Origin of the sequence: Scytonema sp. PCC 10023, from assembly GCF_963920835.1 — a bacterium.
Classification (GTDB): domain Bacteria; phylum Cyanobacteriota; class Cyanobacteriia; order Cyanobacteriales; family Nostocaceae; genus Kalymmatonema.
In genome coordinates, this window is the sequence record NZ_CAWUDP010000170.1 from 1 (window position 1) to 12,137 (window position 12,137).

Genomic DNA, 12,137 nt, shown 5'->3' on the forward strand with positions numbered 1-12,137 from the left:
CTTACTACAACTCACTCCATATTGCTCCGTCTTTCAGTTATTTGGTACAACGTCTGTGTGCAAGATGAACCGCGATTACGAACATCGACAAAATACATGAAAATCAACTGGCAAAACATCCTTTCAGGATATTAAGTATTTATTACTAATTAGTCATTTTGACTAAGTAAAAAATATTAAAGATATGTGATGAATTATGAAGCAACAAACCTGCTGTGATTCATCATTTTTGTTTACATCTACTTTGTTTAAGTTTGTTTGCGGAAACTTTTATAGATTCTATTGCTAATTGTAAAGATGACTTTAACTTCTTATAAATATTATGTGCTAATAGTGATGATAACTATTACTGAAACCAACACGATGTTTCGGTATCTAACCTTGGGCTAAATTCCTTAGCGAGGGTAACAATTTCCGTTGTCTCCCCTTTAAAGGAAAAAACAGTTGCAATTTTGTTTTTATCAAAAAAGCAACACTTAAAAGGTATATCAATTTCTAAGGCTGAATTTCACGCGCTGTGTGCCAATTCTACTGGACACTTAAGTGCCGATGACCGATCTATGTTTTAAAAAGAACGTAGAACACAGCTTGGGCATCCCCATAAATAAATGCGCGGGGATTTAAAAAGGATGGCAGAACAAGTAAAAAGAACCAAGTAAAAAGTAAAAGTATATTTCTTTTAACTTTTAACTTGTTTGAGGGACTTATACCTTAATTAACGATTCTTACTACTAAGTACTGAGTTCTTTCTTCGGTCATAAGCTAAGAAATTGTCTTCCTGTGTAAGCGTGACTCCCAAAAGAAACGCTCTCCTCAATAGTCCCCCAAAAAGTTAGGTTTACCGACACCAAGCCACTACAAGCTATAGCCAACACGTTTTTGACCCAATGAACGGCAAAAGCCTAGCAGACGAGGTGAAATCAATGCGACAACAAAAAGCTTTAGCCCTTGATGTGACTAGAGTCGAAGCTCGCAAGAGCGTACTCCCCAAACCACCTTTGCTATCTAGCCACCAAGCTGGATGGGAGAATATGTCTTTGGAATACCACGTTCAACCAGAGTATGAAAGCCCGGAACATTACGCATCACATTACACACTTGCGATTCGTCTAAAAAGTCAGTCAGGGCTGGAGCGATGGCTAGGCGATTGCCACAGAACCGAGAACTGTATACGAGGTGACGTAGCAGTCATTCCTCCTCAAGTTACCCACAAGATATATTCTCCTCAGGAATCGGAATTTATTGCTTTGTGCTTAGATTCTGAGTTTGTCTCGAATATTGCGGGTGAGTCAGTTGACCCAGATATTTTGGAAATTATACCACACTTTTCCAAACCCGATCCGTTAATTTATCAAATTGGGCTTGCTCTTAAGACAGCACTGGAATCAGATGGACCGGCTAGTCGCCTTTACGCTGAATCAATGGCAACTGCGCTATCAGCCCACTTGTTGCAGCATTACTCTGCACCCAAGCACAAGCTTCGAGAATATCAAGGAGGATTGCCAAAGTATAAACTACAGCGAGTCATTGAGTTTATTATTGACAATTTAGCGGATAATTTACTACTTGCGAGTATGGCACAGGAAGTCAGCATAAGTCAGTACCACTTCGCCCGCTTGTTTAAGCAGTCTACAGGGCTTTCTCCCTACCAATATGTGATTCACTGCCGAATTGAGCGTGCCAAGATATTGCTCCTACAAAGTCAACTAAAAATTTCTGAAATTGCCTCACAGGTTGGTTTTGCTGACCAAAGCCAATTTACACGTCACTTCAAGCGGTTGCTAGGAGTGACACCCAAAGAAATTCGCTCTTCCAGAAAATAGCAAGAATCTTCTAAAACAGCAAGAATCCTCTAGACAGCAGCAATCACGGTTTCATATACCTTAGATAAAAATGAAAGTCTCTATTAATCTCGGCTAGTGGTATTCGAGCCAGTTGAATCTCCTAATACAAGCCGCGTGAAACCATAAGGCGAAATTCTTGCCCCATTAATCAAAGCAAGGTTGTTTACCCAACAATTGCAGCAGCAATAAAGGCTGGGGATAATGTCCTCCCTTATCCCCCGCATTTCTTGTTTTGGAGCATGAAAATAGCCCTACCAAATTCACGGGTGTTGGGAGAAATCGAATGAAAGTGATGAGTATTGCGGTGCATCTCCAAAGAGACGTTTGCAAAAAAGTGCTTGCTGGGCGTTCTACCACTACGTCCTTTTCCTATTTCTTTTTGAGGAGAGCGTATGAACGATAATCGCAAGACTTGCTGTACTCGCCCTGATGCCACTCGCAATAGTACACCCTTAGAAGTTCAAGCGCAACTTATTGACATCCTCAACCAAACGCTTGCAACTACCGTTGATCTGAAGACTCAGGTCAAGCAGGCGCGCTGGAATGTCAAAAACATGAACTTTTGTACTTTACACGAACTGTTTCATGAAATTGCCATGGAACTAGAGGTGTATATTGATTTGCTTGCGGAGAGAGTGACAATTCTTGGTGGTTTAGCCAGAGGAACTGCTCGGGCTGCTGTCAAACACTCAGTATTACCTGAATACCCCTTTCATATTACAGAACGTCAAGAACATGTAGCATCTCTTGCAGAGCGTCTATCCATCTATGGCTCTTTGCTGTGGGAGAACATTGACCGTACTGCCATTTTGGGGGATGCAGATACAGCGTACTTGTACGCTGAAATCTCGATGGTAATCGACAAGCGTCTGTGGTTCTTGGACGAACAGCTGATGACCTCATGCTTTGATGAGCATCATCAGGTGGCTTCTTATAACTGATAACTGACAAACAACTGTAAAAAATCTCTTGTGTTCTACTGAGTACAGAATTGCATCTGTTTCGTAAGGATTCCTGGCTCAGGTACGATAAGCGTAACTACGAGCTAGGGTGCTAAGAAATTAGAAAGGCTGTACTCAGTTTAACTATCATATTTTCTAGGTAAATATATCATTAAAACTAAAGAATGTACTGTTTGAGTTTCTTATTTTTAATGATTAGGGGTTAACGTTAATCCGTCCGCGACACACTAACTGCCCCGGAACGAGAGTTAACTCTTGGATATCAACATCTGAACCTAGATTGAAATAAAGGTCTTGGTGATTCCCCTCAAACAGCCCTCCTGTATTGGTTTTGACTTGGATTGATGAGAGTTGCAATTCCTGTGTGCTCAGTAACTCCGGGCTCATACTAATATCTAAGTCAGTGGGTTCGCTTTCGTCTACCAAAATACCGTAGAGTATTGCTTTACTGTTGTGAAGCTTAATTTTTTGCCAATTGATAGACTTGGATTTTAGGGAGTGTTCTGGTAAAAGTTTAACCAGAACATCATTTAGAGCACTTGGTAATAAGGCAGATGAAAGGGAGGCATTGAGATCATCCTCTGACTGAATCAACTCGCCAACCACTGGTACTTTTTCTAACAGTCGCAGTGGCTGTCCCTTAAGTACTGAGCCAATGTTGACCCGAATATTTTCTGCAACTAATTCAATCTGTGTAAGATGGAGACCTCGATAAACTGCATGACTGGCAAAAATAGATACACTTGGAATGCAACCAGAGAGAATTTGGCGATCGCTCGCTTTAATCTCTACTTCCAGTTCCGAGATTTCGCTCACTTGTGTTTTCAACCACAGCTTTAGTGCTGTTGTTAATATATTTGTAACAATGCGTACTTTGTTTGATTTCTTTGACTGTGAATTTAATTGCATCTAACCGTTCTGCTTATGAATATCCTATTAACAAGCGCCAAATACTGTAATCGGCTATTACTTTACCATTTACAGTAACTAACAACAAAATTTAAATATATTCTTTGTTTATCAACGATTTCCATTCATTTTAAGTAATTTCCACATGGAGGCGCGGTTACAAAAAATTCTTTCTCAGTGGGGTATAGCCTCACGTCGTGAAGCTGAAGAAATGATCAAAGCCTCACGCGTGCGGGTTAATGGTGAATTAGCACATATGGGTCAAAAAGCTGATCCCGAAAGAGATACGATCACGGTCGATGGTAAGCCCGTGTCTTTTGTGCAACGTCCAGCTTTAATGTACCTGTTACTGCACAAACCAACCGGAGTGGTAACCACTTGCGAGGATCAGCAAGGAAGACCTACAGTCTTAGACTTACTACCTAAACAAATAAGTTCCGGTAAAGGTATTCACCCAGTAGGTCGCTTAGATGTAGACTCTACAGGAGCTTTAATACTTACAAACGATGGCGACCTAACATTTGGGCTAACCCATCCCAGTCACAGTATTCCCAAAAGATATCGTGTTTTGGTCAAAGGACATCCTCCACAAGAAGTGCTACAGATGTGGCGTCAGGGTGTGGTTTTGGAGGAGAGAAAAACACGACCAGCACAAGTGCGAGTCGTAGAAAAGCTTGCCAATTCTACCTGTTTAGAAATTATTTTGAAGGAGGGGAGAAATCGTCAGATTCGCCGTATCGCCGAACAATTGGGATATCCGGTGATCAAACTACATCGCACTGCTATCGGTTCAATTCAATTACAAACGCCAGGAAAAGGCTATTTAGCTGAGGGTGAGTATCGTCACCTAGAAGAGTTTGAAATTCGCTTTTTAAAAAAAGCAATTGCTGCAAATTCCTATTAATGATTCAGCGTGGTTTAAGGAGTGTAACAGAATATGAAATGGCTAAGAAGGAAAGACAAGCCAGAGTCAACACCTTCAATAGAGCAACAAAGAGCCGAAATTCTAGCCGACATCGGTGCTCAACTTTGGGCTGCGCGCTTGGAACAAGGTTTATCCCTAGAGGAAATGGTCGGGTTGACCAGAATTCCGAAACGGCTATTGCAGGCGATAGAAGAAGCTAATTTAGCTGAACTTCCAGAGCCAGTTTACACTCAGGGTTTGATACGCCAATTTGCTGATGCACTCGGGTTGAATGGAGCAGAATTTTCTAGCACTTTTCCCATAGGTATGAACCAGGTAAGCTTAAAGCCAAGCTGGAAAACCAACGGGATAGATCAATTACGCCCCGTCCATCTTTACGTGCTATACATATTTGTAATTTTCTGCTCTGTCAGTGGTTTGTCTGGGTTACTCAACACAGCGACTTCACAAGTAAGTTATAGCCAAAGCAACCCGAAAGCACAAAAACAGCGTCTTGCACAACCACAAGTCACGCCAAATAATCAAATACAGCAACGCCAAGCTTTGAGCGAATCTTTTAGCAGCACTCACGCCAATCAACAGGTGCAAATTGGTGTGACTTTGAAAGAGAAGTCTTGGATTCGAGTGGTAGCCGATGGCAAAGTTCAGTACGAGGGTGAACTTCCACAGGGAACTCAACGAACTTGGATTGCGCAGGGAGAACTAATTGTCAAAGCTGGTAATGCGGGTGGCGTGCTAGTAAGTGTCAACAAGCAACAAGCCAAGCAACTAGGAGAACCTGGGAAAGTGAAACAAGTCACAATCGCAGCTAATACTGCATATTGAGATGGGGGAGATGAGGGAGATGGGGGAGATGAGGGAGATGGGGGAGATGAGGGAGATGGGGGAGATGAGAAAGTAATATCCTCCTCATCCTCCTCATCCTCCTCATCCTCTTTATCCCCCTCATCCTCCTTGTCCTCCTCATCCTCCTCATCTTCCTCATTTAGGTTGAGGCGCACGTCCACATAATCTGGTGAGAGTTTGTAGGCGATCGCCTAACTCCTTCGTCAAAGCATCCGCCTCATATCGCCACTCCCAGTTTCCTTCAGCTTTACTTGGGAAATTCATCCGCGCTTCACCTCCCAATCCCAAAACATCCTGCAGTGGGAGAATTGCCTGATTCGCCACAGAAGTCATAGCCAGTCGAATCAAATCCCAGGCTATACCTTCAGGGCTTTGACAACCCAGATAAAGCAACAAGTATTGCTTTTCGTGTTCTGTCGCTTTATTGAACCAGCTGACGGTTGTGTCGTTGTCGTGAGTCCCGGTGTAAACGATGCTATTGCGCTGGTAGTTGAACGGTAAAAACGGATTACCTGCGTCAGAACTAAAAGCAAACTGCAAAATTTTCATCCCGGGAAATTCAAACTTGTCTCGCAGCGCTTCTACATCTGGCGTAATATCACCCAAATCCTCCGCCATGATCGGTAGTTTGCCCAACTTCAGTTTAATCGCCTCGAACAACTCTTCTCCAGGGGCTTTAATCCACTCGCCATTTATGGCTGTTTCTTCCCCTCTTTTCACAGCCCAGTAAGTTTCAAACCCTCGGAAGTGGTCGATGCGAATCACATCAACATAATCTAGCAACGCCTCAAAACGTCCTATCCACCACTTATAGTCTTGTTTTTTCAGTTCTTCCCACTCATAAACTGGGTTGCCCCACAATTGACCAGTAGCGCTAAAGTAATCTGGTGGAACTCCCGCCATCAGCGCCGCTTCTCCCGTTTCTTCATCCAAGCTAAAAATGTCGCGATGGGACCACACGTCAGCGCTATCGTGAGCTACGTAGATGGGGATATCGCCGATAATTTGAATACCGCTCATGTTGGCATAGCTTTTGAGTTGCGACCACTGGCGGAAAAATTCATATTGAGTGAATTTGTGAAAAAAGATTTCCCCAGTCAGTTCCCGCCGTACCCGTTCCAATGCTTCTGGTTCGCGCTTGGCAAGTTCTGGCTTCCATTTATGCCAGCTTATCCCATCGTGGGCATCTTTAAGCGCCATAAACGCGGCATAATCATCCAACCAATAAGCCTTGCTGTCACAAAAACCAGCAAATTCCGTTTGCTGTATGGGCGATGCCTGGTTTTTAAAGTTTTCGCAGGCTTTTTTGAGCAGCTCAATTTTAATTGGTCTAACTTTGTCGTAATCTACCTTGGACGCCTCAAATGTTGGTAAATTAGCAAAGTCCTCCTCAGTGAGCAAACCCTGCTCTACAAGTTTGTCTGGACTAATCAGCAGGGGATTTCCAGCCAATGCTGAAAAAGAAGCATAAGGAGAGTTACCGTACCCAGTTGGCCCTAAAGGTAGAACTTGCCAAAATTGCTGACCGCTCTCTCTGAGAAAATCAATGAAGCGATATGCTTCTAAGCCTAAATCCCCAATGCCAAATCGACCGGGAAAGGAGGTGGGATGTAGCAAAATACCACTGGATCTAGGAAAAGGCATACTTAACCTGCTATTAATTGAGGACGCGATGGCGCTATCGCACCGAAGTTTATCACGGAACAGTAACTGGCTATGAATCCACTAAACTCGCGTTGTTTATCCTTTGTCCAGCCGATACCATTAGCTCACAGTAAAAATATTTCACTGTTGACTCTTGACTCATGACTAATGACTAATGACTAATAACTATGAGTTACCGAAATCCTGCTCCGACAGTTGATATCATCATCGAATTAGGTGATCGTCCTCATCGACCTATAGTGTTAATTGAGCGACATAATCCACCTTTAGGTTGGGCTATCCCTGGTGGTTTTGTAGATTACGGTGAATCTGTGGAGATTGCGGCGCGGCGCGAAGCTTTGGAAGAGACTGGCTTGCAGGTGGAGTTAATTGAACAATTTCATGTATACTCTGACCCCAGTCGCGATCCGCGTCAGCACACATTAAGCATTGTGTTTTTGGCAACGGCAACCGGTGAACCCAAGGCGGGGGATGATGCTAAGGGTATAGGAATTTTCGAGTCTTGGGGCGTGCCTAAGAATTTATGTTTTGACCATGATAAGATTCTGCATGATTATTGGCGGTATCGGCATTATGGTATACGTCCAAGGTTATAGCGGTTGACCTCTCCCCAACCCCTCTCCTATAAGGAGAGGGGCTTTCCCCCTTCCCTAGTAGGGAAGGGGGCTAGCGGGTTAGGTCTTTTATGTTGGATTCAATTGAGAACCGCTATAGGTTAGGAATTGAACCGCAAAGGCAACGGAAAAAGCGCACAGGAGGAGAGATGAGTAAAAGGGTTATTCGTACTGATAATGCACCTGCACCAGTGGGACCATATAATCAGGCGATCGCAGCTTCTGGTGAGTTGGTTTTTGTGGCTGGGCAAATTCCTCTTGATCCCAGTACGGGAAAGATTGTTGGTGAAGGGGATGTCACTGTGCAGACTCAACAGGTGATGGCCAATTTGGAGGCGATTCTTACGGCTGCTGGGGCGAGGTTTGAGGATGTGGTGAAAACGAGTGTTTTCTTGGCAGATATGAATGATTTTGCGGCAATGAATGCGGTGTATGCAAAGTCTTTTGATGAAGCGACAGCGCCAGCGCGTGCGTGTGTGCAGGTGTCACGTTTGCCTAAGGATGTGTTGGTAGAGATTGAGTGTATCGCGGTGATTGCCAGTTGATAATTCAGGAAGATGCGTAGCGATGGCTCAAAGTGCCGTATCATAACGAGCTAATCGCCTTTCTTCTTTTGGGAACACTGTATTTAGGTATCCCAAAGGAGTATCAAAAATGGCAGAGAATCGAATTAGTGCTAGTTTTTCCCAAAGCGATTGGCTTTGCCACTGCCCCTTGGGCAATCGCCAAGCTGTGATGCAGGCTATTGCTACTATTCGGGAAAAATTACCGTTTTTGATAGGTTTGACAATTGAGGAGCGTAAATCCTTACCTAAGTTAGGGGACAAGAGTCGGGCGTTTGTGACTAGGGCGTTAGAAGTGGGAACGCAGAATCCAGACTTTTTGCCTCGGTCGTTTGATTTGTATGAAATGCGCCGGGACGTGGAATTATTTGAAGCGTTGTACCCGGTTTTGCTGTCCTTGACTCAACTGCAAGAACTAGTGGATGATACTGTGATGGCAGTCGGTAGTCAAGCATATGCAGCGGGGTTGATAGTTTACAACTACGCGAAGGCAAGCGGAAAAGGGACGGGTTTAGATTCAGTGGTTGATGAAATGGGACGCAGGTTTGCCCGTAAACCTCGCAAAGCGCAGCCTCAAAAGCCGCAAGTGTAGAAAATTTCTCGACAATTCCACGTTAAAAGTTGAAAGTTACAGCTTTGATCTTGGATGTTTGAGTGTAGAACTCGACATTCCGAGTTCAAAGCTTTAATTTTCGAGTTCTGAGGTCGAAGTTCCGAGTTCTGAGGTCGGAGTTCCGAGTTCTGAGGTCGGAGTTCCGAGTTCTGAGGTCGAAGTTTCGAGTTCTGAGGTCGAAGTTTCGAGTTCTGAGGTCGAAGTTTCGAGTTCTGAGGTCGGAGTATGATGTTTTGAGGTCGAAGTTTCGAGTTCTGAGGTCGGAGTATGATGTTTTGAGGTCGAAACTTTTCGAGTGTAGGGTGGGCAGTGCTAAGTAAAACCGTAGGATATGCACATAAGTTTAGGGCACTGCCCACCTTACAAGTTGTGGTCTCTATCAATTATGAAAATTATTGGTATCTTTTAGGAAAAGCGATGTGAAACATTGTTTTGATAAATCAAATAAGTATTTCTACCAGCGTAAATGATACAACGGCTATGAGCAGCACACCAGGAATTCGCGTCACTCAGCCCGGTCAATTAGTCAGGAAACCTGAGATTAAGCAGCGAGAGCTTTGGACAGCATTAGCCAAAACAATAGCAAATCTTGCGACTGTTAATTTAAGCAACGTGCCAGAAAATGTTGTAGACATTGGTGCATCACTGGGGCTAAAACATCAACCAGAAGAACTTGCTTGGCTGCTCATTCTTTATTCTCTCAAGCAAGCAATAGAGAGTTTGGTGGAAGACTATCGAGATATATATAAGCAAGTAAACAATAATATCATTGTGGCGCTTTCTGAATATTGCTTAACCACATTTTTAATAAGCAAAGAACTAACTCTTTATCCTGGCTTTTTTGACGATCCTATAGAATCGCTTATTATTAAATCTAATGAAACTCCTTTTGATCTAGGTAACGAAACTTATTTTCTTGAAGCAGTCAAAACTCCTTTTGCCGAGTGGTTAGAAAGTTTTCGTCTTAATAAGGCAGAGGTCAAAGCCATTAGTGATAGGCTTCCTACCGAGTTTTTCTATGCTTTGCTTCAAGAGTGGAAGGAAAATAGTGATAAATATACTCCTTTGCTAGAAGAACTCAGTAGCCCTTTCCATGCAGTTGTTGAACGCGAAAGTAAAAAAGAACTAGCATGGCGTTTGTATTCAGTATGGCTGCAAAACCAAATCAATCAACGAATTTTTGATGAAGCTTTTACCCTGAAAGATGTTTATGTTCCCTTACGTGGATACTATGAAGGCAAAGCTGAGGGTGAAAATGATAAGACTAAGCGAATAGTTATTGATTTAGAAACAGAACTAGAAGAGTGGTTAAATAGAGATGACAAAACAGATACTATCCGCGTTATTAGTGGAGGACCAGGAAGTGGAAAATCTTCTTTTACCAAAATGTTTGCAGCCAAACAGGCAAAAAAAGGTGTAAAACAAAGAAATTTTCATGTGTTATTGATTCCTTTGCACCTTTTAAATCCAGAGGATGACTTGGTTGCTGGCATTACCAAATTTATCAAGTTAATGCGTGACATTCCTTTACCTCCCAATCCTTTGGAAGAAGAAAATTTTGTTTTACAATTGCTGATTATTTTTGATGGCTTAGATGAACTAGCCATGCAAGGTAGAATCGCTGAAGACGTAGCTCAAAAGTTTGTGAGTGAAGTGCAAAAACAAGTTTCTGGTTTTAATTTCTCTCAAATTCGTTTGCGAGTCTTAATGAGTGGTCGAGAACTGGTGGTGCAAAGGAATAAAAGTGAGTTCCGCAAACCAAAGCAAATCTTGCATATTCTGCCTTATTTTGTAGCTGAAGAAGAAATTAATCAAAAAAACTATATTTATATTGATAAACAAAATTTATTAGAAGAAGACCAACGGCAGCGATGGTGGCAATTTTATGGTACAGCAAGTGGTCGCGGTTATACTAGTTTACCAGGAGAGTTAGATCAAGGTCGTCTTAAAGAAATTACTTCGCAACCCTTGCTGAATTACTTAGTTGCTTTAAGTTATGTACGGGGTGAGTTGGTATTTTCTGAAGATAGTAACCTGAATGAAGTTTATGCAGATTTATTAAAGCAAGTTTATGAGCGGGTTTGGGCTGATAAAAATTCGCCACATAACAATTTAGTACTTAAGGGAATTGAAGAAAAAGATTTTGTTCGTATCCTGGAAGGAATTGCTATTGCTGCATGGCATGGAGGGGATGGAAGAACCACAACAGTCACAGAAATTGAAAAGAATTGTGATAGCGATACCTTACAACGTGTTCTCAATATTTTTAAGCAAGATAAAAAAGCTAGTTTGACTCGTCTTTTAACTGCCTTTTATTTCCGAGAAAGTGGTCTAAAAGGAAGCGAGGAGACTTTTGAATTTACTCACAAGAGTTTTGGTGAGTATTTGACGGCAAGACGCATAGTCGATGAAGTCAAGCGTCTTCATGAGATGCCAGAAATTAGCAAAACATATTCATATGTAAATTGGAATGAAAAGGAAGCTCTAAAAGACTGGGCAAAACTCTGTGGTCCAACCGCTATGGATAAGTATATTTTTAACTTTATTCTCAATGAAATGCGGTTGAAGGATAAAAGTGAAGTTGGCAAATGGCAGCAGACACTGTGCCACCTCATTAGCTATATGCTGCATTATGGTATGCCAATGGAAAAATTAGAACCCAGACTTAATTTTCAAGAAGAAAACCGACTTGCACGTAATGCAGAAGAAGCGTTGTTAGCTGTATTAAATGCTTGCGCCAGAGTCACAGAAAAGATTTCTGATATAGAATGGCATGATTCAGTCATAAGAACTTCAGGAGAACAAGAGACAGAATATTTTAAAGATTTTGGTGTTTGGATTTCGCGGCTGCATGGGCAAAGAGTTAATTATGATGATGAAGTGTTTTGCCTAAAATGCTTGAGTTTTTTTAATTTGCAAAACTGCATTCTCATCGGCAAAGATTTTCACAAGGCGGACCTTAGAGAGGCGGTCCTTAGTGGGGCGGACCTTAGAGAGGCGGTCCTTAGTGGGGCGGACCTTAGAGAGGCGGACCTTAGTGGGGCGGACCTTAGAGGGGCGGACCTTAGTCGGGCGGTCCTTAGAGAGGCGGACCTTAGTCGGGCGGTCCTTAGAGAGGCGGACCTTAGAGAGGCGGACCTTAGTCGGGCGGTCCTTAGAGAGGCGGACCTTAGAGAGGCGGACCTTAGTCGGGCGG

Annotated in this window: 9 protein-coding genes and 2 pseudogenes; 8 read left to right on the plus strand and 3 right to left on the minus strand. The window is 42.8% G+C overall.

Translation table 11 applies throughout. The features are described from left to right. The first annotated feature begins 887 nt into the window (after positions 1 to 887). Positions 888 to 1,823: a helix-turn-helix domain-containing protein gene (locus ACM0OZ_RS45835; RefSeq protein ID WP_414589633.1), complete on the plus strand. Its 936-nt coding sequence runs from the start codon at positions 888 to 890 to the stop codon at positions 1,821 to 1,823. A 413-nt stretch (positions 1,824 to 2,236) separates the two neighbouring features. Then, positions 2,237 to 2,785, plus strand: coding sequence for a DNA starvation/stationary phase protection protein Dps (dps, locus tag ACM0OZ_RS45840; protein WP_414589634.1), 549 nt, complete (start codon positions 2,237 to 2,239; stop codon positions 2,783 to 2,785). A gap of 216 nt (positions 2,786 to 3,001) precedes the next feature. Here dps and ACM0OZ_RS45845 read toward each other — a convergent pair whose 3' ends face one another. After that, positions 3,002 to 3,715: a DUF2993 domain-containing protein gene (locus tag ACM0OZ_RS45845; RefSeq protein ID WP_414589635.1), complete on the minus strand. Its 714-nt coding sequence runs from the start codon at positions 3,713 to 3,715 to the stop codon at positions 3,002 to 3,004. Positions 3,716 to 3,860: 145 nt separating this feature from the next. Here ACM0OZ_RS45845 and ACM0OZ_RS45850 point away from each other — a divergent pair, with 145 nt between their 5' ends. Both ACM0OZ_RS45850 and ACM0OZ_RS45855 read left to right on the plus strand, forming a co-directional pair. After that, positions 3,861 to 4,619: a pseudouridine synthase gene (locus ACM0OZ_RS45850; protein ID WP_414589636.1), complete on the plus strand. Its 759-nt coding sequence runs from the start codon at positions 3,861 to 3,863 to the stop codon at positions 4,617 to 4,619. 33 nt (positions 4,620 to 4,652) lie between these two features. Then, positions 4,653 to 5,465, plus strand: a complete 813-nt coding sequence (locus ACM0OZ_RS45855; RefSeq protein WP_414589637.1) for a helix-turn-helix domain-containing protein — start codon at positions 4,653 to 4,655, stop codon at positions 5,463 to 5,465. Between the two features lie 156 nt (positions 5,466 to 5,621). Here the strand turns inward: ACM0OZ_RS45855 and malQ are convergent, their stop codons facing one another. Beyond that, a complete protein-coding gene (gene malQ / locus ACM0OZ_RS45860) occupies positions 5,622 to 7,130 on the minus strand; it encodes a 4-alpha-glucanotransferase (RefSeq protein WP_414589638.1) in 1,509 nt (502 codons plus the stop codon). Between the two features lie 188 nt (positions 7,131 to 7,318). On the opposite strand from malQ, the gene ACM0OZ_RS45865 reads away from it, so the two are divergent. The 4 genes and pseudogenes from ACM0OZ_RS45865 to ACM0OZ_RS45880 all read left to right on the plus strand — a co-directional run. Then, positions 7,319 to 7,747 (plus strand): NUDIX domain-containing protein, encoded by a 429-nt coding sequence (locus ACM0OZ_RS45865; RefSeq protein ID WP_414589639.1) that lies wholly within the window; start codon positions 7,319 to 7,321, stop codon positions 7,745 to 7,747. 167 nt (positions 7,748 to 7,914) lie between these two features. Further along, positions 7,915 to 8,310, plus strand: a complete 396-nt coding sequence (locus ACM0OZ_RS45870; RefSeq protein WP_414589641.1) for a RidA family protein — start codon at positions 7,915 to 7,917, stop codon at positions 8,308 to 8,310. 109 nt (positions 8,311 to 8,419) lie between these two features. Then, complete coding sequence (locus ACM0OZ_RS45875; protein ID WP_414589640.1) at positions 8,420 to 8,920, plus strand: hypothetical protein; 501 nt, start codon at positions 8,420 to 8,422, stop codon at positions 8,918 to 8,920. A gap of 501 nt (positions 8,921 to 9,421) precedes the next feature. Further along, positions 9,422 to 12,085, plus strand: a pseudogene (locus ACM0OZ_RS45880) (pentapeptide repeat-containing protein); the annotation flags it as partial. Here ACM0OZ_RS45880 and ACM0OZ_RS45885 read toward each other — a convergent pair. Beyond that, positions 12,073 to 12,137 (minus strand): annotated as a pseudogene (locus tag ACM0OZ_RS45885) (hypothetical protein); the annotation flags it as partial. The pseudogenes ACM0OZ_RS45880 and ACM0OZ_RS45885 sit on opposite strands and share 13 nt — an antisense overlap.